Here is a 26,066-nt window from a genome sequence, read left to right on the forward strand (position 1 = left end):
GTGCTGCGGGCTCGTCAGGTGCTGCGGGCGCGGGCGTCGGTGGGGCGGCGGGCGGAGGCATGCCGGGCCCGGGTGGCGGGCTCATGCCGCGGCCTCCCGTCGGCGCCGGCCCCGGCGCTCCGGCGCGTCGGGCAGCTCGGGCGCGACGCCCGGCACCCGGTGCTTGCCCGCCGCGGCGCCCCGGCGGCGCAACGTCATGACGAAGGCCAGCACCCGGGCGACTGCCGTGAACAGGTACTCGGGGACCTCCTCGCCCAGCTCGCAGGCGCCGTGCAGCGCGCGGGCCAGCGGGATGTCCTCGACCAGGGGGACGTGCTTGGCGGTGGCCTCCTCGCGGATGCGGGTGGCGACGACGCCGGCGCCCTTGGCCACCACGCGCGGCGCGCCCGACCCCGGCTTGTAGCTGAGCGCGACAGCCACGTGCGTGGGGTTGACCAGGACGACGTCCGCGTCGGCCACCGCGGCCATCATGCGGTTGCGGCTCATGGCCATCTGCTTGGAGCGGATCGCGCCCTTGAGCAGTGGGTCGCCCTCGGAGCGCTTGTGCTCGTCCTTGACCTCGCGCATCGTCATGCGGGTCTTCTTGCGGTTGCGGCGCATGACCACGGCGACGTCGGCCACCGCGAGCAGGATGCCCGCGACGATGCCCAGCCGCAGCAGCATCGTCGCGCCGGACGACGCCGAGTCGATGAGCTGCGCCAGGGTCAGGCGGCCCGAGCCCATCAGCATCGGCACCATCGACTGGACGCCGAAGTACAGCGCCCCCGCGACCACGCCCGTCTTGAGCAGCGTCTTGGCGCCCTGCCACCAGGTCTGGCCGCTGAACAGCCGCTTGATCCCGGCGAGCACGTTGAGCTGTTTGACGTTGAGCTTGAGCTTCTTGAAGTGCACGCCGCCCTGCGCCGCCGCCACAGCCACCGTGATGAGCACGACGAGGGCGAACATCGGCGCGAGGGTGGGCAGGAACGAGCCGAGGCCCTGCTCGAGCGCGGCGGTGACGGCGCCCTCGCGCGGGTTCGCGGCGATGTCGCGGACGGCGGCGAGCTGCGACTTCGCGGCCTCCCCCGCGGCGCCGATCACCATCGGCAGCATGAGCGCCGCCGCGCCGAGGCCGATCCACGCCGACAGGTCCTGCGAGCGCGCGAGCTCGCCCTTGCGGCGGACCTCCTTCATCCGCTGCGGAGTGGCCTTCTCGCTGCGCTCCTGGCCGTCGTTGCTCATCGGACCACCCCCAGCAGAGCCTCGACGGCGCTGCCCAGCAGGCCGTCGATCACGCCGGGCATCGCGAGGTACGCGAAGCTCGCGAACGTGAAGGTCATCAAAATCTTCAGCGGGAAGCCCAGCGCGAACGCGTTCATCGCCGGGGACACCCGGGTGAGCAGGCCCAGCCCCACGTCGGTGAGGAACAGCACCACGATCAGCGGGCCCGCGATCTGCAGCGCCGCCACGAACATCTGGGCGGTGCCGTCCACGAGCGAGCTGCCCAGCCGGGACAGGTCCAGGGCCGCGCCGATCGGCAGCGCGTCGAAGGTGCGCGCCAGGCCCGCGATCAGCATCTGGTGGCCGTCCGAGGCGAACAGCAGCACCACAGCCGTGAACTGGTAGAAACGGGCGAACTGCGCCGCGCTGGTCATGCTCATCGGGTCGAACGCCGCCGCCATCTGGAAGCCGCCGAACTGGTCGATGAACGACCCCGCGGCCTGCACGGCGGCGAACACCAGCGCCACCAGGAATCCCAGCGCGCCGCCGATCAGCACCTGCATGACGAGGGCGCCCACGAACCCGGCGGTGCTGAGCGACTCATCCGCGGGGCCCAGCCGCGGGCTCACCGCGAGCGCCAGGCCCAGCGCCAGCATCGCCTTGACCCGGCCCGGCACCGCGCTGTTCGCGAACGGCGGGGCGATGACCAGGAACGCGGCGAACCGCACGCCGGCCAGCATCACCAGCTCCACCATCGCCAGCGGCAACGTGACGCTCACCGGGCCCACCGCGCTCAGCCGCCCACGAGTTGGGGGATGCGGGCGAACAGCTCATGGGTGAAGGTGACCAGCTCGGAGATCATCCAGTGCCCCGAGACCAGCAGCGCCACCGCGGCGGCCACCGCCTTCGGCACGAAGCTGAGGGTCACCTCCTGGATCTGCGTCACCGACTGCAGCAGGGACACGATGAAGCCCACCACCAGCGCCGTGATCAGCACGGGCGCGGCCAGCTTCGCGGTGAGGATCAGGGCGTCCAGGCCGATGTCCAGGACGGCATTGGTGTCCACCGTCAACCACCGCCCGCATACGAGCCGATGAGCGCGGTGAGGATCAGGCCCCAGCCGTCGACGAGCACGAAGAGCAGCAGCTTGAACGGCAGCGACACCATGATCGGCGGCAGCATCATCATGCCCATCGACATCAGCGCCGCGGAGACCACCAGGTCGATCACCAGGAACGGCACGAAGATGACGAAGCCGATGATGAACGCGGCGCGCAGCTCGGAGAGCATGAACGCGGGAATCAGGGTGAGCATCGACACCGAGGCCGGGTCCTCGGGGTTGGGCTGGTCGGCGGCGCGGGTCATCAGCGCCAGGTCCGCCTCCCGGGTGTGCGCGAGCATGAACTCGCGCAGCGGCTCCGAGCCGACGTCCACGGCCTGGGAGAACGTCAGCTCCCCCGCCAGGTACGGCTGCACGCCCGCGTCGTTGACGTCGCCCATCACCGGCGCCATCACGAACAGGCTGAGGAACAGCGCCAGGCCCGCGAGCACCTGGTTGGGCGGCACGCCCTGCAGGCCGAGGGCGTTGCGGGTCAGGGACAGCACCACCAGGATCTTGGTGAAGCTCGTGGTCATCAGCAGCAGCGACGGCGCCACCGACAGCAGCGTGATCGCCAGCAGCACCACGATGGAGCTGCTCGGGGTGCCGTTGACCCCGTTGACCGACACCGAGACGGTGTCCCCCGCGCCGGGCTCCCCGGGCGCCACGGGGGCGGTCGGGTCCAGCGGGTCGAGCGGCGCGGCGTGCGCGACGGCGGCCCCGACGACCATCAGCAGGACGACGAGCCCGGCGAGCAGCGCCGCCAGGGCGAGCACGCGCCCGGCGCCGCGCCGCGGGGCCGTCGTGCCTGTCGAGGCGATGCCCGTCGAGGCGATGCCCGTCGAAGCGATGCCCGTCGAAGCGATGGCCGTCGAGGTCATCGGCGCACCGTGCGGTCTTGGAGCACACCGACGGCGCGGCGCCAGGTCGCGGGCGAGAGGATCGACCCGTCGAGCGGGCCCCTGGCGGCCGGCTCCGACGCCGTCCGCTCGGAGGCGGGCGCGGCGTCCGCGCGGTCAGCCGGGGCCGTGGGCCGCGTCGCGTCGATCCGCGCCTGGGCGAGGACGGCGTCGATGTCCAGGTCGGGCCGCGGCGCGGGAACCGCGGCGAGGGCGGGCGCGGCGCCGACCCGGCGTGCCGCCACTGAGCCGGAGCCGCCTGAGCCGCCCGAGCCGCCCGAACTGCCCGACGCGGCGACGCTGCCGGCCTCGGCCATGCTGTGCGCCGCATGCGGCGCGGTGTCCGCCACCGGCGCGAGCTCGGTGAGCATCGTGACCTGCTGCTCGCCGTATCCGACCAGCAGCCGGCGGTTGCCCACAGCGAGCACTGCCACCCCGGAGTGCCGCCCGAAGACCTGCCGCGAGACGACCTGCATCTCGGGCGCGGTCAGCTTGCGCCGGCCCTGGGCGCCGCCGAGCTTGCGGCTGGCGAGCCAGATCAGGCCGAGCACGCACGCCAGGGCCAGGGCGACGCGCAGCACCAGGAGCGGCCCGTCCATCAGGCGAGGCCGTCCGAGCCCGCGACGATCTGCGTGATGCGGATGCCGTACTCCTCGTCGACGACGACGACCTCGCCGCGGGCGATCAGGCGGCCGTTGACCATCACGTCCGCCGGGCTCCCGGCGGTCCGGTCCAGCTCCAGCACGGCGCCCGGGGTGAGCTCGAGCACCTGGCGCACCGGCAGCCGGGTGCGGCCCAGCTCGGCGGTGAGGGTCATCTCCACGTCGTAGAGCACGTGCAGGCCCGCGCGCTGCGTCGGGACGCCCGCCTCGCGTGCGGGCACCGGCTCGGCGCGCACCCGCAGCGCGAACCAGGCGTGCGTGACGCCCTCGTGGGCCAGGGCGAACAGGTGGGCGTCGGAGGCCACGGCCTGGCTCGCGGGCGCGGTGCTCGCGGCGTCGAGCACCCCCGCGCCCAACTCGGCGCAGGCAGCCTCCAGCGCCGGGCGCAACGCGTCCGCCAGGGCGACGGGCGCCCCCGCGTCGGCGGCGGCGAGCAGTGCCTCGCGCACTGCCTCCTCGGCGATGATCACCAGGTCGGCGCTCACCGAGCCGACGAAGGACGCCACCACGGCGACGTCGTCCGGGCCCGGGCGCGCGCCGGCGGGCGCCGGTGACGCGGTGAGCGGCGCCGTCGACGGCAGCAGGCGGGCCACCGCCGCCGCCGCGTCGAGCGCGGCCGCCGTGAGCGACCCGGCGGTGAGCGGGAGGGTGGGGTTCATCAGAGGTTCTCCTCGACGTCGACAACCATGCAGGCGAGCCGGGAACCGTTGTTCCCGGCGGCGGCTCGGGCGAGCACGACCCCGTCGACGACCACGTCCAGCGGACGCGACGAGGGGTGGTTCAGGGGCAGGACGTCGCCCACCGCCAGGCTCATGACCTGCGGGGGGCGGACGGACATCGGCGTGAACCGCACGGCCACATCCACGGGCACGTGCTGCACGGCCAGTTCCAGGTCCTCCTGGGCGATGGCCTGCGCGCGGCGGTCGTCGGCGGAGCGCGAGTCCGCGCCCTCCCCGCTCAGCAGGGCCGACAGCAGCAGGTCCGCGGGGAACATCAGCGTCGCGTGGTCCTCGCGCTGGCCGGAGCGCAACGTGAAGGATGCCTGTAGCACCGGGTCTGTGGCCCCGACGGCCTGCACGAACTGCGGGTTGTACTGCACCGACCGCACCGTCACGTGCAGTGGCAGCAGGCCCGCGAACGCGTAGCCGAGGTCGCCGAGCGCGAGCTGCAGCAGCTCGCGCACCAGGACCATCTCGATCTCGGTGAGCTCGCGGCCCTCCCGCTCGTCGCCCTTGCCGGCGCCGCCGAGCAGGTAGTCGACCCACACCATGAGCGCGCCCACGGGGATCTGCACGACAGCGGTCTGCCGCGACTGCTCGACGCCGCACAGCACCATCGCCGTGGTGGGCGGCAGCGCCCGCACGTACTCGTCGTACGAGCAGAGCGTCAGCTCGTCGAAGGTGACCTGGGCGCTCACGCGCAGTCGCGCGCTGAGCTGGTTGCCCCACTGCCGGGCGAAGGTCTCGAACGCCATCTCCAGGACGCGGCCGTGCTCACGCGCCATGGTCATCGGCCGCCGGAAGTCGTAGGCCTCCGGCTCCTGCAGTCGAGCTCGCCGCGTCGCAGTGCGAGCGGAAGCGTGCACAGTCTCGTCAACGGTCACGCACGACTCATCGGCGGACAGCGCGCATTCATGAGCAAGCGGCGTGCGCGGATTCTCCGACCTGGCCCGTCATGGGCCGTCTGCTGGGCGGAGCGGTATGGCGCCCTCCATGGCGCCCCGACTTCACCGGCTGTCAGCCGGGTCCTACTGGGTCACGTAGTTCGTCAGGTAGACGTCCATCACCTCGCCCTCGTAGACCTCGACGAGCTGCACGGCGAGCTCCGCGGTGAGCGCGTCCCGCGTGGCCGGGTCGGAGACCTCTTCCATCGTGCGACCCGAGAACAGCTTGATCGCGGCGTCCACCGCCTTCGACGGGTCGGGCGCCTCCTGGACGTCGCTGGTGAGCTGCAGGCCCAGCCCGATGCGCAGGTAGTGGCCCCCGGCGAGGTTGAGGCTCACCGGATCCACCGCCAGCACCTCCCCCGGCGTCGGCGCGGGGGGCGCCGTCGGCTCGGCGGCCGCGCCCCTGTCGAACACCCCGCCCAGGTACGCCGCCCCGACTCCGAGGACGACCAGCAGGACGGCGCCGATGACCAGCAGCTTGACGCGCTTGCCGCCGCTCTTCGCGGGGGGCTCCTCGGCGGCCTTCAGGCCGGGGCCCTGCTGGGCGTTCTTGGCGCCGATCTTGCCGCCGGAGATCACTCGTTGCTCGATGGGCATGGGATTACCCCTCCGTCCCTGTCAGGGTGGGCACCAGCGCGCGCACGGCCTCCGGCGCGCTGCTGAGGATGACGAGGTCGACGCGGCGGTTCGCGACGATGGCGTCCTCGCCGACGCCGTCGACGAGCGGGCGGGCGTCGCCGAAGCCGACCGCCATGATCCGGTGCGGCTGCACGCCGTCCACCTCGACGAGGTGGCGCAGCACCTGCGTGGCACGGTCGGACGACAGCTCCCAGTTGGTCGGGTAGCGGCCCGAGACGGGGATGTTGTTGGCGTGCCCCTCCACCGAGATCGACTCGGCGAGGCCCACGAGGGTCGGGCCGGACACGTCGAGCACCTGGCGCGCGGTGGGCGTCAGCTCGGCGCTCGCCGCCGCGAAGAACACGTCGTCGGCCACCAGGCCCAGCACGAGCCCGCGATCGTTGATGCGGAACCGCACCGCGTCGCCCAGCCCGTTCGCCTCCAGCAACGCCGTGAGCTGGGCGCGCACCCCCTCGAGGTGCGCGGCCTCACGGCGAGCCGCCTCCAGCACCGCGGGATCGATCGTCTCCCCTGGGACGGACGACGGGTTGGCGCCCTGCGTGCCGAGGCCCGCGTCCGCGTCCACCATCCCGCCGGTGCTCGACGCCGGGGCGGTCTCCGGCACGATGCTGGCCCCGTCGAGCGTGCCCGTGCTGCCGTCCAGCACCGAGGGCGCCGCGTTCGTGTTGAAGCCGGCCGCGAGGGAGTCGCGCAGCGCGACGTACTTCTGCTGGTCGACCTGGCTGATCGCGAACAGCACGATGAACAGCGCCATCAGCACGGTGATCATGTCCGAGTAGCTGACCAGCCAACGCTCGTGGTTGACGTGCTCCTCCTCGTGCTGCGCGCGGCGGCGGCCCCCACGCCCGCGGCCGGAGCTCACGCCGCTGCCTTCGCGGCGGACGCCGCCGGCACCAGGCTGCGCAGGCGCTCGCCCACCAGGCGCGGGTTCGCGCCGGCCTGCACCGCGAGCAGCCCTTCGAGGGTGACCTCCATCTGCAGGCACTCCAGGTCGGAGATGCGCCGGATGCGCACGCCGATGGGCAGCCACACCGCGTTCGCCGAGAGGATGCCCCACAGCGTCGCCACGAAGGCCGCGGCGATCGAGTGGCCCAGCGACGCGGGGTCGGCCAGGTTCTCGAGCACGTGCACCAGCGAGATGACGGTGCCGATGATGCCGATGGTGGGCGCGTAGCCGCCCATGTCCTGGAAGTACTTGGAGTGCACGCGGTCCTGGGTCCGCTTTGTGGCGATCTTGTCCTCGAGGATGATGCGCAGGTCCTCGGGGTCGGTGCCGTCGATCGCGGCCTGCAGCCCGGAGCGCAGGAACTCGTCGTCGATGTCCTTCGCGGCGTCCTCCAGGGCCAGCAGGCCCTCGCGGCGCGCCCGGTCGGCGAGGTCCACCACGGTGTCGACCATGACGCCCGGATCCGGGGCCTTGCTGAGGAACGCGCGCGGCACCGCCGAATAGGACGCGATGACGTCCTTGACGGTGTGCCCGGCGATGCCGACGCCGATCGTGCCCAGCCACACCAGCATCAGCGGGGCGGGCAGGAAGATCGACATCGGGTCGGCGCCCTCGATGAGGAGCGCGCCGAAGATGGCGCCGAAGGCGACGACGATCCCAATGAAGCCGGCGGGGTCCATCAGCGACTCCTGGGTCGAAGGGGCACCGGGTGCGCGAGGGGAGCGTCGTCCGCGGACTCGTCATCGCGGACCAGCTCGACCGCCGGCTTGGGGGTGGACTGGATCTCCTGCGCGCGCGCCAAGAGCTGGGCGCGGTGCTCGTGGACCCGGGCGATGACCTCGGTCATCGACTCCTCCACGATGTACTTGGACCCGTCGATCAGCGTGAGGATCGTGTCGGGCGCGCTGTCGATGCGTTGCAGCAGGTCGGGGTTCACCCCGAACTGGTGCCCGTTGAGGCGCGTCACGACGATCACAGCGGTTCCGTCCCTGGTCCTGGCCGACGAGCCCGTCCGTGGGCCCTGTGTCTCTGATCGGCCGCTCTTCGGCGGGTATGAGGCTTCCGGCGGATGACCGGGCCGTTGTGGTGGTCACACGGCCCGGTCAACCACCGGTGGCGCGTCAGCGCTTGAGGTTGACGAGCTCCTGCAGCACCTCGTCCGAGGTGGTGATGACCCGCGAGTTCGCCTGGAACCCGCGCTGGGCGATGATCAGCGAGGTGAACTCGCTGGACAGGTCCACGTTGGACATCTCGAGCGAGCCGCCCGCGAGGCCGCCACGGCCGCCGGTGCCGGCGGTGCCGATCTGCGGGCCGCCCGAGTTGACGCCCGTGCGGAACAGCGAGCCGCCCGCCTTCTCCAACCCGCCCGGGTTGGTGAAGTTGCCCAGCGCGATACGCCCGATGGCCTGCTTGAGGCCATTGCTGAACGAGCCCGTGATGGTGCCGTCGGCGCCCAGCGCGAACGACAGCAGGGTGCCGGCCGCCTGGCCGTCCTGCGTGCCGGCCTTGAGCGTCTCGATGCCCGCGAACCCGGTGATGGTCGACAGGTCCACGTCCACCCCGCCGAGGTTGAACGTGGTGGGCGTGGTAAGCGAGCCGTCCGCCGCGAACGTCAGCGCGCCAGGCGTGGCGGTGGCCGCGCCGTCGGTGGCGTCCAGCGACCAGCCGGCGGCCGACTTCGTGAAGGTGAGCTTGATCTCCCGCTCGACGCCCGTGGAGTCGTAGACCGAGATGGTGCGGTTCAGCACCGTCCCGTCGGCCGCGTCGGCCGGCAGGTTGCCCACGAAGCCCGCCTTGGTGCTCTGCACGGCGGCCATCACCGTGCCGGCGGGGACCTTGAGGTCCACCAGCGGGCCGTTGGTGTCGATGACGCCGTTCACGGCGGCCCAGCCCTGCACGATGGCGCCCTCGCCCGGCAGCACCATCTGCCCCGTGGGGTCGAAGTCGAAGCTGCCGGCCCGCGTGTAGAAGGTCTCGGCGCCCTTGCGGACCACGAAGAACCCGTCGCCCTGGATCATCATGTCGGTGCTGCGCCCGGTGGACTGCGAGGCGCCCTGCGTGAAGTTCGTGGTGATGCCCGCGACGCGCACGCCCAGGCCGACCTGCGCGGGGTTCGTGCCACCGGCGCCGTCCTGCGCGGCGCCGCCGTTCTGGAGCACCTGGCTGAGCGTGTCCTGGAACTGGACCTGTGAGGACTTGAAGCCCGTGGTGTTGACGTTGGCGATGTTGTTGCCGGTGACGTCGAGCATGGTCTGGTGACTGCGCAGACCGCTGATGCCGGAGAAGAGCGAGCGGAGCATGGGAGTTCCCTTCGGTGGAGGAGGCCTGCGTCAGGCGCTGGGCGCGGGGGTCTCGGGGGGTGTCTCGGGTGTCTCGGGGGTTGTCTCGGGGGGCGTGCCGGGTGTGGTGACGGTGGCCACGGCGTCGAGGCTGACCTCGGTGTCGCCGACCATCACCGTCGGCACTGCCGTCTTGTAGGACACGGACGACACGATCCCCGTCTGGGTCTCGCCCTCCGCGTCGGTGTAGGTGACCTGCTGGCCGACGAGGCCGGCAGCCGCCATCCGCATCTGCAGCGCGAACCCCTCACGGGACGTGGCGGTCAGCTCGGTGAGCTGCTCCATCGTCGCGAGCTGGGTGGTCTGCGCCATCAGGTCATTGGTGTCCATCGGCGAGCTCGGGTCCTGGTTGGCGAGCTGCGCGACGAGCAGGTTGAGGAACGCCTGCGAGTCGAGGGTGTTCTTCGCCGTCGAGGCGGTCTGGCCGGTCGCCGAGGCGGGAGCCGAGTAGATGGCTGACGTGTCGATGCTCAAGGGGCGCTCCTGTTCAGGCGATGACGTCGATGCCGCCGGGCCGGGTGGCCGACGGGGTGCGGGGCTGGGCGGGCAGGCCGGCGGCCTGGCCGATGCCGGACGGGCCGGCAGGATCGGCGGCGCGGCGCTGGGCCCCGTCGCCGGAGCGCTGGTCGTCGGCGGAACCGGCCTGCCGTTGGCCGAGCTCGAGCTCGGCCTGCAACCCGGAGGCGGCGAGGTCGCGGCGCAGCTCGGAGATCGAGGAGCGCAGGGCCTCACGTGAGGCGTCAGTCGCCCCGATCAACTCGATCCGGATGGCGTCCGGGGAGATGTGCGCCACGACCCGCACCGGGCCGAGGTGTTCGGGGTCGATGGCCAGCGACATCACGTGCTGCCCCTCCCCCAGGCTGCGCACCGAGGCGAGCTGGGGCGCGAGCTGCGCGGCGACGGGCGGTGGCGGCGCGGGCGCGACCGGCGCCACCGCACGGGTCGCGGACAGCGGCGTCGACTCGGCGACCACCGGGACGGCCACCGGCAACGGGTCCGCGGCAGGCGGTGCGACGGCCGACGCCGGGGCGGGGGTCGCGGCCTCGACGGGCGCGGCCCCGGCGACGGGCTGGGCCCCCGCAGTGGCCGCCGACACCGCGACGGGCGCCTGCGCGGCGGCCCGGGGGACGGCCTGGACGGCGGGGTCCGTCACGGCGGCGACGGATGCCAGGCCGGCGACGGCGGGCTGGGCGGTGAGGGCCGACTGCGGGACGGGCGTGGCGTCGCCCTCGCCCGGCAGGGCTGTGGCGGACAGGGCGGACGGGGCCGTGGCGGGCACGGGGCTCGGCTCGGCCCGCACCACAGCGGGCGCCGCGTCAGCCGTGGCATCGGTGGCGGCAGGCGCTGTCGTGGCGGTCGCGGCGAGGGCGGCGGACTGATCAACCGGCGCCCCGACGGCGGTGAGGGACTGCGTGGCCACGGGGGCCACGAGCGGCGCGGCCAGCAGCACGGCAGGGGCCTCGGCGCCGGTGTCGGCGGTCGCGCTGGGCAGCGTGCCCTCCACGGCGGGCTCCCCCGACGCGTCTGCCGCGTCCGTGCCGCTGGCGCCCGTGGCGGGTGCGCCAGGCGCGGCGGCCTGGCGAGCCCGCAGGCGGTCGTCGACCTGCCGGTCGCGCTGCGCCCGGGCGGAGTCCTGGGCACGGGCCTGGGCGTCGCGACCGACCTGATCGCGCAGCACCGCGTCGAAGTCCCGCTGGGAGGTCGACGGGCTCGACGAAGGGCGCGCCGGGGACGCGGGCGCCGGCACACCGCTCGACTGGACAGGGCTGGTCATGAGGCCACCCCCGTCCCGGCGAGCAGGCTCAGCACATTGCGCTGCGCGGTCGCGGTGGACAGCGCCGCCGACAGCGCCGCGCTCGGGTCGACGGTCGTCGCCGCCTCCTGCGGCAGCACCCGGCGGATGGCCGTGGGCGTGGTGTACACGTCGCGGATCTGCACATGCGAGCCCGCTCGCGGAGCGTCGATCATCTTGCCGTCCCCCATGTAGATGCCGATGTGCGTGCCCCCGCCGAAGACCACCAGGTCCCCAGGCAGCGCTTGGTCGAGCGAGGCGACCGGCGTGCCCATGGTCATCTGCTGCCGTGCGACCCGCGGCACGCCGTCACCGACGCCCAGGTCGGTCATCGCGCGCAGCACCAGGCCCGAGCAGTCGAGCCCGCCCTCGTCGAGCGTCTCCCCACCCCAGACGTACGGGACGCCCAGGTACTTCTTGGCCGCCTCGACCAGGCCCTGGCCCGTCGCCGCACCCGACGTGGCCGTCGTGGCCTGCCCGGTGAGGGCCGCGTACTGGGTCGAGTCGACGCCGAGCGCCGCGAGCGTCGCGGCGAACGTCGCGTCGGTGGTCGACCCCGTGGACGTCGACGACCCTGTCGACGTGGTGGCGGCCTGCGGCTCCACGAGCTGCCGGAGCTCGGCGATGCGCGCCTGCACGGCGGCGATCCCGCTCATCGGACCCCTCCCTCCCGGTCGGCTGCCGGCCGCCGGCCGGCGACCTCGTCGATCACTGCCTGCTCGGCCCGCGCGTCCTCGGCGCGGACCTCGGCGTCATGGCGCTCCTCGAGCTTCTCGAGGGTGCGGGTCGCGGTGCGGGCCTGTGACCAGGCCTGCTGCGCGTCGTCCACAGTCCCTTGGGCCTGCGCCACATGCGCCCCGTGCTCGAGCAGCAGGCTGCTCAGCGCGGTGCGGCTCGCCACGGCGGCGCGCCAGTGCAACTCGTCGGCGCGCGCGGGCAGCGACGCGTTGCCGAGCATCACCTCGGTGTCGAGCCGGCGGCGCTCCGCCTCGTCGCGGCGGCGGGTGGCGGCCGCGAGCTCCACGGCGGCGCGATCCTCGGCGATGCCGCGCAGCCGCAGCAGGCTCGCCAGCCGGAAGGGGCCGCTCATCGGGCCGCCCCCATCGCCGTGACGAGCTCGGCCAGCCGGCGCCAGGAGTCCTCCGAGCCGGCGGACTCCTCGAGCGGCTGCTGCAGGAACGCGTCGATGGCCCGGCTGTGCGTCACGGCGGCGTCCACCAGCGGGTTCGAGCCCGCGACGTAGGCGCCCACGTCGAGCAGGTCCTGCGCCTGGCGCCGCGCGGCCATGACGGTGCGCAGCCGCACGGCCAGGTCCCGCTGCTCGCGGGAGACGACCCGGGTCGCGACCCGGGAGATCGAGGCGAGCGCGTCGACGCTCGGGAAGTGGCCGGCCACGGCGAGCTTGCGGTCCAGCACCACATGCCCGTCGAGGATCGAGCGGGCCGCGTCGGCGATGGGCTCGTTGTGGTCGTCGCCGTCGACCAGCACGGTGTAGATCCCGGTGATCGACCCGGCCGACGAGGTCCCAGCGCGCTCGAGGAGCTGGGCGAGCAGCGCGAACGTGCTCGGCGGGTAGCCGCGGGTGGCCGGGGGCTCCCCCACCGACAGCCCGATCTCGCGTTGCGCCATCGCCACGCGGGTCAGGGAGTCCATCATCAGCACCACGTCGGAGCCGTCGTCGCGGAAGTGCTCGGCGATGCGGGTGGCGACGAACGCCGAGCGCAGGCGCACCAACGGCGGCGCGTCCGACGTCGCGACCACCACGACGGAACGGGCCAGGCCCTCGGGGCCCAGGTCGTCCTCCAGGAACTCGCGGACCTCGCGCCCGCGCTCGCCGACCAGGGCGATCACGGAGACCTCGGCGTCGGTGCCGCGCGCCACCATGGACAGCAGGCTCGACTTGCCGACGCCGGAGCCCGCGAACAGCCCCATGCGCTGGCCGCGCCCCACCGTCACCAGGGTGTCGAGCACCCGCACGCCCAGCTCGAGCGGCTCGGCCACGCGGCTGCGCTCGAGCGGATGCGGCGCGACGCCCGCCACGGGCACATGCGCGTCGGCCAGCAGCGGGCCCTTGCCGTCGATCGGGCGCCCCAAGCCGTCCACGACGCGCCCCAACAGTCCGCGCCCCACCGGCGCGGTGAGCGAGGAGCCCAGCGCCCGCACCGGCATCCCGGCGCGCAGACCGTGCGTGGGACCCAGCGGCATGCAGCGGGCCGCGCCCCGATCGGCGGCGACGACCTCCGCCGGGACGGCGTCCGGGCCGCTGCCGATCTCCACGAGGTCGCCCACCGCGGAGCCCGTCCCGGCCACCTCGACCGTCAGGCCGACGACGCCGCGCACCGAGCCGACCAGCTCCGGGCGCCCGACGCGCAGGGCATGCGCCCAGCCCGCGGCGCCCGCCACGGAGACGGCGGCGTCGAGCACGGGCTCGAGGGTGGGCGCGCTCATGGGCTCGCCTGCCCGGGCGGGTCGAGCACTGCGCGGACCCGGTCCAGCGCCGTGGTCAGCCGGGCGTCGAGGTAGCCGTCGGCGTGCTCGCTGACCGCGTCCCCGACGGCGAGCGTCGCGTCGGCCACCAGGGTGAGGCCTGTGACGTCCACCGGCGCCGCGGCCGCCTGCAGCGCGGCGAGGTCGCGCGGGTGCAGGCGCACCGTCTGGCCGCCCACCTGCAGCGGCTGCGACCGGACCCGGGCCAGCGCCGCGCGCGCGGAGTGCTCCCCGTCCCGCAGTTCATGGCCGAGGATCGCCTGCGCGAGCTCCAGTGCCGCCGCGTGCAGGCGCCGCTCCGCGTCGGCGAGCACCGGGGCCGTGCGGGCCGCGGCGGCCGTCGCGGCCCGTCCGAGCACCGCGAGCGCCTCGGCGTGCTCGGCAGCCCGCACCGCCTCGGCCCGCTCGCGCTCGAGGGCCACACGCGCGGCCTCCACGGCCGCTGCCTCGGCGGCGTCCCGGCGTCCAGCCGCGAAGCCCATGGCGTGCCCCGCCCCGCGCGCCCGGTCCAGCTCGGCCGCGAGGGCTGCGTCACGCGACTCGTCGCGACGCTGGCCCACGAAGGCGGTCTCGAACGGGCTGGTGCGCAGGTCAGGAGACATACTCGTCCTCGCCGTCGCGGCGGATGACGATCTGGCCGCCCTCCTCCAGGCGTCGGATCACCTGCACGATGCTCGCGCGGGCGTCCTCCACCTGGGAGAGCCGCACCGGTCCGAGCAGCTCCACCTCCTCGGTGAGGTTCTCGCGCGCACGCTCGGACAGGTTCCGCAGGATCTTCTCCCGCACCTCGGTGGCGACGCCCTTGAGCGCCACGGACAGCTCGCCCATCTCCACCTGGCGCAGCACGAGCTGCATCGCCCGGTCCTCGAGCAGCACGATGTCGCCGAAGACGAACATGCGGCTGCGCACCTCCTCCGCGAGCGCCTCGTCGCGGGCCTGCAGCCCCTCGAGGATGAGCTTCTCGGTGGTGGGGTCCGCGCGGTTGATGATCTCCACGAGCGGCTGCACGCCGCCCACGGCCGACAGCTCCTGCGGGGTCAGCACTGTGGACGCGTTGCGGCGCAGGTTGTCCGCGACGACTGCCACGACATCCGGCGAGGCGCGCTCCATCAGGGCGATGCGGTGCGCCACCTCGGCCTGCAGGTCCCCGTCCAGGCCGGCGAGGATCGCCGAGGCGTGGTCCGGGCGCAGGTGCGCGAGCACCAGCGCGATGGTCTGCGGGTGCTCGCCGCTGATCAGCGACAGCACCTGGCGCGCGTCGGCGTGCTGCAGGAAGTCGAACCGCTGCCCCGCCATCGACGACTGGAGCCGGTCGATCATCCCGGCGGCCTGGTCACGGCCGATCGACGCTTCCAGCAGGTGCTGGGCGTAGCCGAGCCCACCGCCCACGCCGGGGCCGGTCAGCGAGATCGCGTAGAACTCGTCGAGCACCTCATCAGCGACGGACTGGTCGACGTGCTCCAGGCGCAGGATCTCCGCGGTGAGCTCCTCGATCTCGGCGACGTCGAGCTGCGCCATGACGCGCGCGGCCCGGTCGCGGCCGAGCTGGAGCAGCATCATCGCCGCCTTCTGGGTGCCCGTCAGCGTCGCCATCAACGGCCGCCCGAGCTCGAGCCGGATGAGCTGAGCCAGCCGCGCAGCAGGTCCGCGACCTCGGCGGGCTGCTCATCGGCCAGGGCGCTGATCTCCGCCCGGCGCAGGGCCGAGCCGTCCTGCACCACGGGCGCCGCCACGAGGGCCATGGCATCCGAGTCCGGGCCGCCACCCTCGAGCTCGAGCGTCTCGCCACCGAGCAACGGCAGCTCCCCGATGTCGAGGGACTCGCGGCGGTTGCGCCGCGACCTGCGGGCGGCGGCGATGGCCAGCGCCAGCACGACCATCAGCACGACGCCCCCGATGGCGAGCTGGCGGACCAGGGACGCGGTGGCGGCCTTGGCGGCCTGCTCGTCGGCGGCGCTCAGCGCGGCCTGCGCGGCCTCGGCCGTCGAGGTGTCGAAGGCCATCCGCTGCACGGCGACCGTGTCACCGCGCTCGGTGTCGATCCCGGCGGCGGCGCTGACCATCGCGGTGAGCTCCGCCATGTCGATCTTCGCGGCGGCGGTGGCGTCCACGGCGACGGCCAGCGACTGCCGCTTCACGCTGCCCGGCGCCGTCACCGTCTGCTCGGTGACCTTGTTGACCGCGTTGTTGAGGTTCTCGGTGGTGGACGAGTACGCGCCGGAGTCGTCGTCGCCCGACGGCACCGCGATGTTGTCCGGCCCCAGCACGCCCGTGGCGGTCCCGCTGTTGCCCCGGCCCGTGTACTCCTCCTTGGTGGTCGCCGAGACGAGCGGCGGCACGTCCGGCGTGGCGGAGAACTGCTCGCTCACCCGCTCGGTCTGGTCGTAGTCGAGCTCGGCGGTGAGCGTCACGGCGGACTTGCCGACCCCGACCACCCGGTCCAGCAGCGCCTGCACGGCGACCTGCACCCGGGACTCGTACTCGGCGGTCTGCTGGCCGGACATCCCGACGCCGCTCTCGGCGCCCACGGTGGACAGCACCGCGCCGCTCGAGTCGACCACCGCGACGTCGGCGGGCTTCATGCCCTCGATGCCCGCGGACACCAGGTGCACGATCGCCTGCACCTGCTCGGCGCCCAGCGACGTGCCGGTCTTGGTGCGCACGAACACCGACGCCGTCGGGTCGGCGGTCTGCGAGACGAAGACGCTCTCCTCCGGGATGGCCAGCTTCACCGTCGCGGCCTCGACGCCCGCCAGCGCGCTGATCGTCTTGGACAGCTCGCCCTCGAGCGCGCGCTGGTAGGTGACCTCCTGCTGGAACTCCGAGGCCGTCATGCCCATGTCGTCGAGCAGCGAGTACCCGCCGCCGTCGGCGTTCGCGGGCAGCCCGGCCGCGGCGAGCTTGAGCCGCATCGAGTAGAGCTGGTCGGCGGGGACCATGACGGTGGAGCCGCCGTCGGCGAGCTCGTAGGAGACCCCGGCGGCGCTCAGCTCGTCGACCACGGCGCTCGCGTCGGTGGCGGACAGGCTGGTGAACAGCGGGCTCAGCGTCGGCTTCGTCATCCAGGCGCCCAGCGCCACGGCGCCCAGCACCACCACGGCCACGCCGATGATCGCCAGGGTGCGCTGCGCCAGCGTGAACTGCTTGACGGTGCCGCCCATGCGCTCCAGCACCGCGGAGAGCTGCGCGGGCATCAGGCCTGCATCCGCATGATCTCGGTGAACGCGTCCACTGCCTTATTGCGCAGCGCGGCGGTCAGCTCGAGGGTGAGGCTCGCCTCGGCGGAGGCCACCGTGTAGTCGTGCACGTCGTCGAGGTCGCCGGTGACGGCCCGCACCGCGAGCTCATTGCTCGTGGACTGGAGCTGCTGCAGCGAGTCGATGGACCCGAGCACCGAGGCGAAGGCGCTGCCGTCGGAGGCCGGCGCCTTGTCCGTCCCAGTGAGCGCGGACAGGTACGCGGTGGGCGCGACAGAAGTCACGCCGCCGATCGCGGGGATGCTCATCAGTTGCGTCCGATCTGGAGTGCCGCCTCGTACGTGGCCTTCGCCCGGTCCACCACGGCGGCGTTCGCCTGGTAGCCGCGCTGCGCCATGATCAACTGGCTCATCTGGCTGGCCATGTCCACCTCGGGGTAGCGCACGTACCCCGCCTCGTCGGCCAGCGGGTTGTCCGGCTCGTAGACCATCCGCCCCTCGGCGTCGCCCAGGGCGATGCCGGCCACCTGCACCCCGCCGCCGTCCTGGGTGGCGATCTCCTGGGCGATCACGTACTTCGCCTGGTAGGCGTCCTCCGTGGTGGACGTCGCGGTGGACATGTTCGCCAGGTTGTCGCTGACCGCGTCGAGCCACTTGCGGTAGACGGTCAGGCCGGTGCTGGCGATGCCGATGGCGCCGAACGTGGTCATCAGCTGCTCCTCATGGCGGTGCGGATCCCGGCGTACGTGCCGCTGACGGCCTGCGTCGCGAGCTGGTAGCGCAGGTTCGTGTCGATGTTGAGCAGCGTCTCGGCGTCGAGGTTCACGTTGTTGCCGTCCTCGCGCGTGGGCTCGAGGGACCGGGCGGTGGTGGCCTCGGCAGCGCCTGTCCCCTTGCCGACGGCACGCGTCAGGGCGTCCTCGAAGGACACGCGCTTCGCCTGGAAGCCGGGGGTCTGGATGTTCGCCACGTTCTCGGCGATGGCGCGCTGTCGCAGCGCCAACCCGTCGAGGGCGCTGTTCAGCGCCACATAGCTGACCGATCCGAACATGGACATGCGAGACCACCTCACCGACGTGGTACTTCGGGTCGGCCGATCCGTGGCCTGTTGCGCGAGCACTCCCTGCTCGGGTTCCTCATCGGAGGCGGCTGCGCAGACCTGAGGTGTTCCACCCATCGAGGCCGACCTTCACCCGGACGGCTCAATCGGTTCGGGCATGTGTGTCCGGCGGTGTCCGGGTCATCCGGTGGGCGGCGGCGGGCTCCTCAGCCCTCGACGTCGAGGTACACGGGCGCCTGGGAGCCGTGCGTGCGCAGCACGGAGACCACGTCGAGGTGGCGTCGGCTCATCGCCGCCGCCTCGGCCACCCGCTGCGCCGCGGAGGCCTGCGCGTCGAGGAGCCGCCGCGCGCGGGGCGCCAGCTCGGCTGGCAGCGGGCCCAGGCCGGGCTCGGGGCGCCAGGGCGCGGGGTCCACGGCGGCAAGCCCGTCGGCGGCCAGCGCCTGCGCCTGCTCGACGTGGGCCTCGAGCGCGTCCAGGGCGGCGGGCCAGCCCGTGGGCGCGTCAGCCGGCGCGTCGGCGGCGAGCACGTCAGCCGACACCGAGCTCGCCCACCAGCATCTCGGAGGCCACCGGCTGCCGGGGCGCCGGGACGGCGGCCCGCGCGACGACGTCAGCGGCGCCGTGCCACGCCTCGCGCAGCGGCCCGATGACGTCGCGGCACGCGGCCGTCCGGTCCGGGTCCGCCGTCATCGACGCCTCGATCAGCTCGGCCAGCAAGTACGTGTAGATCGACATCAGGCCGGGTGCGCCGTCCCACGCGTCCACGTCCAGGCTCGCGATGAGCTCCGAGAGGATCTCCTGCGCGTGCGTGAGCTGCGCGGTGCCCTCGATCCGGTCGCCGGCGCGCTGCGCGGCCTCGGCCCGCTCGACGTCGAGCAGCATCCGGTCGTACAGCATGGTCAGCAGGCGCTCGGACCCGACGGTCGCGACGGTGTCAGCCAGGTAGCGCGATCGGACGTCATACATGCCGGTCTCCTTCGGGCGTCGGCGAGGACAGGTGGGCTGGTCCTCAGGAGCTGGTCGAGAGCGACGCGAGCTGGCTGCTCAGCCAGCTCGACTGGGACTGGAGGTTCGAGAGCGTGACCTCGAGGGCCGAGTAGGTCTTCTGCAGGCCCTCGCGGCGGGAGGCGAGGCGCAGGTCCCACGACGCGATCTGCTCGCCGAGGTCCTTGACCATCCCCTCCTGGCTTTGGATCTTGAGCGTCAGGGTGCCGTCGTACTTGTCCGACGCCCCCGTCGCGACCTCGGCGACGCGCGCGGACAGGCCGGAGATGATCTTCTCGACCTTCGCGGGGTCGTCGGCGAGCGCCTTGGCGAACTTCTCCTCGTCGAAGTCGAAGTGGCCGGTCTTGGCGTTGATGCTGATGCCCGCCTCGGAGGGCGACATCCCCTCGACGGGGAACGACACGGCGCTCTGCAACTGCTGCTGGAGGCCGCGCACGGCGCTGTCGCCGCTGAACAGGCCACCCGTGATGACGGTGCGGCCGTCTTCGGCCGTGGTGGTGGTCGGCGACGTCCGGGCGGAGATCTCGGACATGACCACGCCGAGGGCGCCCATCAGGTCGGAGGCCAGCTTGGTGACCGCCGTGTCGTCGCGGGCCACCGTGAGGGTGACCGGGCTGGACTCGACCTGCGTGACGGTCACGTCGACGCCGGACATCAGGCCGGTGAACGTGTTCGTGTCCGACGTGACGGGCTGCTCATAGGCGGTCCCCGCCCAGAGGGTCAGTTTGGCGTCCTGGGCGGTGCGGACGTTGTTCAGCGTCAGGGCCTGCGTGCCCGAGCCGTCCGCGCCCGTCGCCACCGACAGGGAGAACCCCTTGCCGGCGCCGGTCTCGACACCCGTGAGCTGGAGCCGGTACTCGGGGGCCGCCGCCGTGCCCACGTTGACGGCCGCGGCCTTGACGCCCGTCCCCGAGGCGTTGAACGCGGAGACGATGTCGGAGATGTCGGCGCTCGCGGCGGTGACCACGGTGTCGACGCCGCCCTGCGAGATGGTGAACGTCGGGGTCGCGGAGTCGTAGCTCGCGGGGAGCGTGACGAGCGACGACTGGGACTGCGCGACCTGCGAGACGGTGAAGCTCAGCGTGGAGGGCTGGGCGCCCGCCGTGGCCGTGGCCGTCACGGACGGATGCGAGGACGTGGCATGCGCCGCCGCCCACGACGAGGGCTTGGTGGCCGCCGTCGCGGCTTCGCCCAGTGAGGAGAGCTTCGCGTTCAACGCCTGCAGCGCCGTCACCATGCTGCTGGTGGTCTTCTGCTTCGACACGAGGAGTCGCTGCGGCCCGGCTTCAGCCAGCATGAGCTGGTTGATCAGGTCCGTGGTGTTCAGCCCACTGATCAGCCCGTCAATCCCGAGCGATGCCATCTGGCGCCTTCCTCCGTCTTACGTGATCATTCACTGGCCTGGAAGTGCGACCGGCGGCGGGCGGACGGTTGTCCACCCACCGCCGGTCGTGTGGTGCTGCGTCCTCACCGCGAGGGTGAGGTCAAGATCACCGCAGGAGCGAGAGCACGCCCTGGGGGATCTGGTTGGCCTGCGCGAGCATCGCCGTGCCGGCCTGCGACAGGATCTGCGCGCGGGTGAAGGAGACCATCTCCGACGCCATGTCCGTGTCGCGGATGCGGGACTCCGACGCGGACAGGTTCTCGACCGCGACGTTGACGTTCTTGATGGTGTGCTCGAGGCGGTTCTGCATCGCACCGAGGTTGGCACGCGTGGTGGAGATCGCGCCGATCGCCGTGTCGACGGCGGCGAGCGACGTCTGGGCCGTGGCGTTGTCCGTGACCTTGAGCGCGGCGATGGTGCCGACAGTGGTCTTGACGTTGTCGAGGGTCACCACGATGGTGCTGTTGGCGTCGCCGTCAGCGCCGACCTGGAACGTCAGGCTGGCCTTGGAGCCGTCGAGCAGCTTGGTGCCGTTGAAGTTCGTCGAGTCCGTGATGCGCGTGAGCTCGGCGCCGAGGCTCTTGATCTCGGTCTCGATGTTGTCACGCGCCGCGACGCTGTTCGAGTCGTTACCACCCTGGACCGTGAGGTCACGCACACGCTGCAGGATCGCGTGGACCTCGGTCAGCGCGCCTTCAGCCGTCTGGACGACCGAGATGCCGTCCTGGGCGTTGCGGGCGGCGACCTTGAGGCCACCGACCTGCGAGCGCAGGCCCTCGGAGATCGCGAGGCCGGCAGCGTCGTCCGCCGCGCGGTTGATGCGGAAGCCCGAGGAGAGCTTCTCGAGCGACTTGCTCAGGTCGTTCTGCGTGTTGGACAGGTTGCGGTACGAGTTGACCGCGGCGATGTTCTGGTTGATCGACAGACCCATGATGAACGTCCTCCTTGAGGGGTCAGATGCTGCCCATCCGTGGGCACATCTCCCTCATCGGGCCCCTTGCCCGGCATCTGAGGAGTTTGACGTGACCTTTTTCTGGCCGCGCGGAGTCCCCTCAGGCGCTGGTGAGCCGCGTGGGGGCGCCGATGGGCCGGCCGTCGTCCGCTCCGCGCCGGGGCGTGGGCACGGCGCCGGCGTCGGCCATCGCCGCGCGGTTCGCGGAGGTGGCCGCCCGGGCCGCCACTGCCGCGAAGTAGGTCTGGCGGCGGCGCTCGGCGACGCCCTGGGGGCGCTCGGCGGTGGTGACGAGTTCAGGGTCGAGGCTCGCGTTGAGCCCGTCGCGCAGCAAGCTCAGGGCCTCGGTGCGGAGCTGGCTGATGCGGGACTGGGTGACGCCCATCTCGGCGGCGAGCTCGGCGACTGGGCGGTCGTGGAAGAACAGCCCCTTGACGACCTGGCGCAACCGGTCGGGCAGGGTCTCGACGCCAGCGCGCAGGTAGCGCAGGCGCTCGCCGATCAGCAGCGCGTCCTCCGGTCCGGGGCTCTCGTCGCTGAGCAGGTCGGCGACGGGGTGCACTGTGGCGTCGATGCTGAGCACGCGGCGCTCGGCGTCCTGGCGCGCCTGGTCGACGGCTGTGACGTCGGTGCCGAGCGCTTGCGCGAGCTCCTCACGCGAGGGCGCGCGTCCGAGCGCGCCGGTCAGGCGGTCGCTCGTGGCGGCCAGCTCCCGTGCGCGATGACGGGCGCCGCGGGTGGCCCAGTCCATGGAGCGCAGTTCGTCGAGCAGCGCGCCACGGATGCGCAGGGCGGCGTACCGCGCGAACGGGACTCCGGTCGACGGGTCGTAGGCGCGGGCTGCCAACACCAGGGCGAGGCTCCCGGCGGAGGCGAGCTCGTCGCGCGTCACGGTCGGGGGCACCCGCATCATGACCTCGCTGACGTGGTACCCGACCAAGGCCAGGTTCGCGACCACGAGATCGTCGGTGGGGTGTCCGGAGGCTGTCACCCGAGTTGTGTCGACCCGCGATCAGGCGCGCTTGAGCGATCTCGCGCAACGAGCTCACGGCGCCCCGCGGCCCCTGAGGGCCAAAGCGGACGATGTGGACGGTCGAATCACCCACAGGCGGCGCATCCGGAAATCCCTTCCCAACGAATGTGACGAAGGTCACACCGGGTGGATTTGTAGGTCGCGACGCCCGCCGCGAACCTGGACGTCCGTCCAGGCCAGGGCCTCAAGCCCGGGCGGCGACCGCCCGGATCGGCCGGATCACCCTTTCGAGTGCAGATCACCCTGCCCGAAAAGGTCATGACCGGGGCGCCGCATCCGATCAGGAAGCCAGAACCCCGGCGCGCACCGCGCCGACCAACGAGCGAGAGGCGGTGGCCAGGTGGTCCTCAGCCGGCTGTCCGACGTGCTGTGGCAAGAGCGGCACCTGCTCGAGCTGCTGCTGTTCAAGCTGGAGGAGGAGCAGCTGATCCTCACCAGCGGGCGGACCCGCTGGCTCGGACACGCCACCCGCGAGGTCGAGGCCGTGCTCGAGCAGATCCGCGACGCCGAGCTGGGCCGCTCCATGGAGGCCGAGGCCGCCGCGCAGCTGCTCGGCGTGGACGCCGACACCAGCCTGCTCACGCTGTCACAGCACGCGCCGAGCCCCTGGGACGAGCTGCTGCGGGCGCACCGCGACGCCTTCGTCGCGCTCACCTCGGAGATCTCCCAACTGGCCAACGGCAACCGCGAGCTGCTCGCCATGTCCCACCGCGCCACCCAGGAGACCCTGATGTCCCTGCAGGAGACGGTGCAGACCTACGCGCCCCACGGCCTGACGGCCGACACCGACCGCAGCGCCCAGCTGCTCGACCAGTCCTTCTGAGAGGCCACCCGTGAGCACCTTCTCCGGACTCGGCACCGCGCTGAGCTCGCTGATCGCCCAACGCCAGGCCCTCGAGGTCTCCGGTCAGAACATCGCCAACGCCAACACCATCGGCTACACGCGCCAGCGCGCCGCGCTCTCGTCGCTGCCGGCCGCGCAGCTCCCCTCGATGTTCTCCGTCTCGAACGGCCCCGGCTACGGCACCGCCGTCACCGACATCGCGCGGCTGAACGACGTGTTCCTCGACGCGCAGGTCCGCACCACCACGGCCAGCAGCTCCTTCCTCGCGGCCCGGGCCTCGGCGTCCAAGCTGCTCGAGACGAACATCGGCGAGCCCGCGGCCACCGGGCTCGCGACCCAGCTCACCGGCCTGTGGGCCGCGTTCGGGGATGTCGCCAACAGCCCCAACAAGGACTCCTCGCGCGCGGTGCTCCTGGAGACCGCCGCCGCGGTGGCCGACCGCATCGGATCGCTCTACACCGCCGCGAGCACGCAGTGGTCACAGGCCCGCACGCAGACGGGCGCGCTGGTCGAGCAAGCCAACACGGCCGCCTCGAACATCGCCGACCTCAACAAGCGCATCCTCGCCATGGAGAACTCCGGCTCCTCCGCGAACGAGCTCAAGGACCAGCGCGACCTGCTCGTCACCGAGCTGTCCGGCCTGGTGGGCGCGACCACGCGCACCCAGGAGAACGGCCAGATCGACGTGCTCGTCGGCGGGAACATGCTGGTGGACGGCTCCAAGTCGCGCCAGCTCGCGGTGACTGGCGCGGCCGGCTTCAGCGATGCGACGGGCGGCGCCGAGGTCAAGGTCGTCTGGGCCTCGGACCCGTCGCGCTCAGCCGGGCTGGAGGGCGGCCAGGTCGCCGGGCTCCTGTCGGTCCTGGCCCCGCCCGCCGCTGGTGGCACGGGCGGCCTGCTCACCGAGGCCGCGGCCTCCTACGACAAGCTGGCGACACAGCTCGCGACGCAGGTCAACACGCTGCACCGGCAGGCCCTCACCATCGACGGCACGCAAGGTGGCGACTTCTTCGACTTCACGGCCGGGCAGCCCGCCGCGCTCGGCCTCAAGGTGGCGTTCGACGACCCGGCCCTGGTGGCCGTGGCCGCGCCCGGCGCCGGCGCCCTCGACGGCTCCTTCGCCCGTCAGATCGCCCTGCTCGGAACCTCCGTCGACGGCCCCGACGCCACGTGGAGCGCGTTCGTCGTGCAACTCGGCGTGAGCACCGCCAGCGCGACCTCACGGGCCACCGCCGCCGAGGCGACCCGTGCCTCCGCATCGGCGCAGCAGATCGCCCAGACCAGCGTCGACACCGACGAGGAGACGGTCAACATGCTCGCCTACCAGCGCGCCTACGAGGGCGCGGCGCGGGTGCTCAGCGCCATCGACGAGATGCTCGACACCCTGATCAACAGAACCGGAATCGTGGGGCGGTAGAGATGATCAACCGTGTGACGCACCAGTCCGTGCAGCGCTCGACGCTGGCGAACCTGCAGGTCAACCTCTCGACCATGGCCGATTTGCAGGCCAAGATGTCGAGCGGCAAGAAGATCAACGTGCCGTCCGACGACCCGGCCGGCGCCTCCGACATGCTGCGGCTGCGCGGCGAGCAGCGCGCGCAGGCCCAGTACCAGCGCAACGCCGATGACGGCGTCGCGTGGCTCACCACCATCGACACCTCGCTGCAGACCACCTCCACGACCCTGCGCCGGGTGCGCGACCTGGTTCTCCAGAGCGGCTCCGGCGCGGCGAGCGTGCCCGCCCGCGAGGCGATCGCCGTGGAGATCGAGGGTCTGCGCGACGAGCTGCTGCAGCAGGCCAACACGACGTACCTGGGACGCAACGTCTTCGCCGGCACCTCCAACGCGGGTGTCGCGTTCACCGTGGACAACACCACCGACCCGGCCACCTACACCTTCACCGGCGCCGCGAACGCCACCGTCGAGCGTCAAGTCGCCGACGCCACCACCGTGCGGGTCGACGCGGACGGCGCGAAGGTCTACGGCGACGGCGCCCAGTCCGTGTTCGCGCTGCTCGACACCATCGCGGCCACCCTGCGGACCCCGGACGGCGACGCCACGGCGCAACTCGGCGCCATCGACGCCCGGTTCGAGACGGTGCTCACCGAGCTGGCCGGCGTCGGCGCCCGGCAGACCCGGGTGGTCAACGCGCAGACCAGCCTGGTCGACGCGGCGCTGACCACCAAGACGCAGCTCTCGGCGATCGAGGACATCGACCTGGCCGAGATCATCCTGGAGCTGGGCATGCAGGAGGTCGCGTACCAGGGCGCCCTCGGCGCCGCGGCGAAGGTGCTCCAACCGAGCCTGATGGACTACCTCCGATGAGCGCCCTGCCGGTGGACGGCCTGCCCGTGGACGCCCTGCCCCCGTCGGGCCGCCGCATGCCCCCCGCGCTGCGCCTGTGCTCGCCGCTGCCCGGCCTGCCCGGCCACGACACGTTCACGATGGACCCCCTGGACGACGACGGCACCCTGTACGCGATGCGCAGCACCCCGGCGGACCGCCCGCCGGTGCGGCTGTTCGTCGTCCCCCCGCGCGTGTTCTTCCCGGACTACGCGCCGAGCGTCGACGCCGAAGCCCACACGCTCGTGGGCGGGCGGGCCGAGGACCACCTGCTCCTGGTCGTGGTGCACCCGGCGGAGCGCGACACCCCGCCCACCGCGAACCTGCTGGCCCCGCTCGTGATCGACCCGGCCACCGGCTCGGCCATGCAGACGGTGCTCGGCGACGGCGACTGGCCCCTGCACGCCCCGTTGGGCTGAGACCGGGCCGGCAGCGAACTCCGCAAGCGTTTTCACTCATGTGCGCGGGCTGGGCGTCGATCAGATGAGTGACGTCAGTTCGCCAGCCCGCACCCCAG

The 26,066-nt window shown here is 72.7% G+C and carries 32 protein-coding genes; 4 read left to right on the forward strand and 28 right to left on the reverse strand.

Features of this window, described 5'->3' with window-relative positions:
- Positions 1–81 precede the first annotated feature (81 nt).
- The 28 genes from QUV83_RS01160 to QUV83_RS01295 form a co-directional block, all read right to left on the reverse strand.
- Positions 82–1,221: an EscU/YscU/HrcU family type III secretion system export apparatus switch protein gene (locus tag QUV83_RS01160; protein ID WP_289561805.1), complete on the reverse strand. Its 1,140-nt coding sequence runs from the start codon at positions 1,219–1,221 to the stop codon at positions 82–84.
- The gene (locus tag QUV83_RS01165; RefSeq protein WP_436231859.1) at positions 1,218–1,979 is read right to left on the reverse strand and encodes a flagellar biosynthetic protein FliR; all 762 of its coding nucleotides are present in this window, start codon (positions 1,977–1,979) and stop codon (positions 1,218–1,220) included. Before QUV83_RS01165 ends, QUV83_RS01160 begins: the two co-directional genes overlap by 4 nt.
- Before the next feature lie 14 nt (positions 1,980–1,993).
- Positions 1,994–2,266 carry a flagellar biosynthesis protein FliQ gene (gene fliQ, locus QUV83_RS01170; protein ID WP_289561809.1) on the reverse strand — a complete coding sequence of 91 codons (273 nt, stop codon included), beginning with the start codon at positions 2,264–2,266 and terminating at the stop codon, positions 1,994–1,996.
- A gap of 2 nt (positions 2,267–2,268) precedes the next feature.
- Positions 2,269–3,030 (reverse strand): flagellar type III secretion system pore protein FliP, encoded by a 762-nt coding sequence (gene fliP / locus QUV83_RS01175; protein WP_289562128.1) that lies wholly within the window; start codon positions 3,028–3,030, stop codon positions 2,269–2,271.
- Between the two features lie 146 nt (positions 3,031–3,176).
- The gene (locus QUV83_RS01180; RefSeq protein WP_289561811.1) at positions 3,177–3,797 is read right to left on the reverse strand and encodes a flagellar biosynthetic protein FliO; all 621 of its coding nucleotides are present in this window, start codon (positions 3,795–3,797) and stop codon (positions 3,177–3,179) included.
- Positions 3,797–4,519 carry a flagellar motor switch protein FliN gene (fliN, locus tag QUV83_RS01185; protein WP_289561813.1) on the reverse strand — a complete coding sequence of 241 codons (723 nt, stop codon included), beginning with the start codon at positions 4,517–4,519 and terminating at the stop codon, positions 3,797–3,799. The genes QUV83_RS01180 and fliN overlap by 1 nt, the downstream gene beginning before the upstream one ends.
- Positions 4,519–5,463 carry a flagellar motor switch protein FliM gene (locus tag QUV83_RS01190; RefSeq protein ID WP_289561815.1) on the reverse strand — a complete coding sequence of 315 codons (945 nt, stop codon included), beginning with the start codon at positions 5,461–5,463 and terminating at the stop codon, positions 4,519–4,521. The genes fliN and QUV83_RS01190 overlap by 1 nt, the downstream gene beginning before the upstream one ends.
- 144 nt (positions 5,464–5,607) lie before the next feature.
- Positions 5,608–6,123: a flagellar basal body-associated FliL family protein gene (locus QUV83_RS01195; RefSeq protein WP_289561817.1), complete on the reverse strand. Its 516-nt coding sequence runs from the start codon at positions 6,121–6,123 to the stop codon at positions 5,608–5,610.
- 4 nt (positions 6,124–6,127) lie between these two features.
- Positions 6,128–7,027 carry a flagellar motor protein MotB gene (locus tag QUV83_RS01200; protein WP_289561819.1) on the reverse strand — a complete coding sequence of 300 codons (900 nt, stop codon included), beginning with the start codon at positions 7,025–7,027 and terminating at the stop codon, positions 6,128–6,130.
- Positions 7,024–7,791, reverse strand: a complete 768-nt coding sequence (locus tag QUV83_RS01205) for a motility protein A (protein ID WP_289561820.1) — start codon at positions 7,789–7,791, stop codon at positions 7,024–7,026. Before QUV83_RS01205 ends, QUV83_RS01200 begins: the two co-directional genes overlap by 4 nt.
- Positions 7,791–8,087, reverse strand: coding sequence for a flagellar FlbD family protein (locus tag QUV83_RS01210; protein WP_289561822.1), 297 nt, complete (start codon positions 8,085–8,087; stop codon positions 7,791–7,793). Before QUV83_RS01210 ends, QUV83_RS01205 begins: the two co-directional genes overlap by 1 nt.
- 145 nt (positions 8,088–8,232) lie before the next feature.
- Positions 8,233–9,411 (reverse strand): flagellar hook protein FlgE, encoded by a 1,179-nt coding sequence (locus QUV83_RS01215; protein ID WP_289561824.1) that lies wholly within the window; start codon positions 9,409–9,411, stop codon positions 8,233–8,235.
- Positions 9,412–9,441: 30 nt separating this feature from the next.
- Positions 9,442–9,924 carry a flagellar hook assembly protein FlgD gene (locus tag QUV83_RS01220; RefSeq protein ID WP_289561826.1) on the reverse strand — a complete coding sequence of 161 codons (483 nt, stop codon included), beginning with the start codon at positions 9,922–9,924 and terminating at the stop codon, positions 9,442–9,444.
- A 13-nt stretch (positions 9,925–9,937) separates the two neighbouring features.
- Positions 9,938–11,224 (reverse strand): flagellar hook-length control protein FliK, encoded by a 1,287-nt coding sequence (locus QUV83_RS01225; protein WP_289561827.1) that lies wholly within the window; start codon positions 11,222–11,224, stop codon positions 9,938–9,940.
- Positions 11,221–11,898, reverse strand: coding sequence for a C40 family peptidase (locus QUV83_RS01230; RefSeq protein WP_289561828.1), 678 nt, complete (start codon positions 11,896–11,898; stop codon positions 11,221–11,223). The genes QUV83_RS01225 and QUV83_RS01230 overlap by 4 nt, the downstream gene beginning before the upstream one ends.
- A complete protein-coding gene (gene fliJ, locus QUV83_RS01235; RefSeq protein WP_289561829.1) occupies positions 11,895–12,332 on the reverse strand; it encodes a flagellar export protein FliJ in 438 nt (145 codons plus the stop codon). The genes QUV83_RS01230 and fliJ overlap by 4 nt, the downstream gene beginning before the upstream one ends.
- A complete protein-coding gene (locus QUV83_RS01240) occupies positions 12,329–13,690 on the reverse strand; it encodes a FliI/YscN family ATPase (RefSeq protein ID WP_289561831.1) in 1,362 nt (453 codons plus the stop codon). Before QUV83_RS01240 ends, fliJ begins: the two co-directional genes overlap by 4 nt.
- The gene (locus QUV83_RS01245) at positions 13,687–14,331 is read right to left on the reverse strand and encodes a FliH/SctL family protein (RefSeq protein WP_289561834.1); all 645 of its coding nucleotides are present in this window, start codon (positions 14,329–14,331) and stop codon (positions 13,687–13,689) included. The genes QUV83_RS01240 and QUV83_RS01245 overlap by 4 nt, the downstream gene beginning before the upstream one ends.
- Entirely contained in the window at positions 14,321–15,322 is a 1,002-nt protein-coding gene (fliG, locus tag QUV83_RS01250; protein ID WP_289561836.1) for a flagellar motor switch protein FliG, read from the reverse strand. Before fliG ends, QUV83_RS01245 begins: the two co-directional genes overlap by 11 nt.
- On the reverse strand, positions 15,322–16,923 hold the full coding sequence (fliF, locus tag QUV83_RS01255) for a flagellar basal-body MS-ring/collar protein FliF (protein ID WP_289561838.1): 1,602 nt from the start codon (positions 16,921–16,923) through the stop codon (positions 15,322–15,324). The genes fliG and fliF overlap by 1 nt, the downstream gene beginning before the upstream one ends.
- Complete coding sequence (gene fliE / locus QUV83_RS01260; protein ID WP_289561857.1) at positions 16,923–17,234, reverse strand: flagellar hook-basal body complex protein FliE; 312 nt, start codon at positions 17,232–17,234, stop codon at positions 16,923–16,925. The genes fliF and fliE overlap by 1 nt, the downstream gene beginning before the upstream one ends.
- Positions 17,234–17,635 (reverse strand): flagellar basal body rod protein FlgC, encoded by a 402-nt coding sequence (gene flgC / locus QUV83_RS01265; protein WP_289561859.1) that lies wholly within the window; start codon positions 17,633–17,635, stop codon positions 17,234–17,236. The genes fliE and flgC overlap by 1 nt, the downstream gene beginning before the upstream one ends.
- Positions 17,635–17,976 carry a flagellar basal body rod protein FlgB gene (locus tag QUV83_RS01270; RefSeq protein WP_289562130.1) on the reverse strand — a complete coding sequence of 114 codons (342 nt, stop codon included), beginning with the start codon at positions 17,974–17,976 and terminating at the stop codon, positions 17,635–17,637. The genes flgC and QUV83_RS01270 overlap by 1 nt, the downstream gene beginning before the upstream one ends.
- 215 nt (positions 17,977–18,191) lie before the next feature.
- A complete protein-coding gene (locus tag QUV83_RS01275; RefSeq protein ID WP_289561861.1) occupies positions 18,192–18,527 on the reverse strand; it encodes a hypothetical protein in 336 nt (111 codons plus the stop codon).
- Positions 18,517–18,954: a flagellar export chaperone FliS gene (gene fliS / locus QUV83_RS01280; protein WP_289561863.1), complete on the reverse strand. Its 438-nt coding sequence runs from the start codon at positions 18,952–18,954 to the stop codon at positions 18,517–18,519. The genes QUV83_RS01275 and fliS overlap by 11 nt, the downstream gene beginning before the upstream one ends.
- Positions 18,955–18,997: 43 nt before the next feature.
- Complete coding sequence (gene fliD, locus QUV83_RS01285) at positions 18,998–20,356, reverse strand: flagellar filament capping protein FliD (protein WP_289561865.1); 1,359 nt, start codon at positions 20,354–20,356, stop codon at positions 18,998–19,000.
- Between the two features lie 127 nt (positions 20,357–20,483).
- Positions 20,484–21,308 (reverse strand): flagellin, encoded by an 825-nt coding sequence (locus QUV83_RS01290; RefSeq protein ID WP_289561867.1) that lies wholly within the window; start codon positions 21,306–21,308, stop codon positions 20,484–20,486.
- A gap of 121 nt (positions 21,309–21,429) precedes the next feature.
- A complete protein-coding gene (locus QUV83_RS01295; protein WP_289561870.1) occupies positions 21,430–22,320 on the reverse strand; it encodes a sigma-70 family RNA polymerase sigma factor in 891 nt (296 codons plus the stop codon).
- Positions 22,321–22,702: 382 nt separating this feature from the next.
- Between QUV83_RS01295 and flgN the strand changes: the two genes are divergently transcribed.
- From flgN to fliW, 4 genes are read left to right on the forward strand one after another with little or no spacing between them, the layout of a single operon-like run.
- On the forward strand, positions 22,703–23,185 hold the full coding sequence (gene flgN / locus QUV83_RS01300; protein ID WP_289561872.1) for a flagellar export chaperone FlgN: 483 nt from the start codon (positions 22,703–22,705) through the stop codon (positions 23,183–23,185).
- Between the two features lie 10 nt (positions 23,186–23,195).
- The gene (gene flgK, locus QUV83_RS01305) at positions 23,196–24,623 is read left to right on the forward strand and encodes a flagellar hook-associated protein FlgK (RefSeq protein WP_289561874.1); all 1,428 of its coding nucleotides are present in this window, start codon (positions 23,196–23,198) and stop codon (positions 24,621–24,623) included.
- A 14-nt stretch (positions 24,624–24,637) separates the two neighbouring features.
- Positions 24,638–25,531, forward strand: coding sequence for a flagellar hook-associated protein FlgL (gene flgL, locus QUV83_RS01310; protein WP_289561875.1), 894 nt, complete (start codon positions 24,638–24,640; stop codon positions 25,529–25,531).
- Complete coding sequence (gene fliW, locus QUV83_RS01315) at positions 25,528–25,968, forward strand: flagellar assembly protein FliW (protein WP_289561876.1); 441 nt, start codon at positions 25,528–25,530, stop codon at positions 25,966–25,968. The genes flgL and fliW overlap by 4 nt, the downstream gene beginning before the upstream one ends.
- The last annotated feature ends 98 nt before the right edge of the window (positions 25,969–26,066 follow it).

Origin of the sequence: Cellulomonas cellasea (genome assembly GCF_030372105.1) — a bacterium.
GTDB lineage: Bacteria > Actinomycetota > Actinomycetes > Actinomycetales > Cellulomonadaceae > Cellulomonas_A > Cellulomonas_A cellasea_A.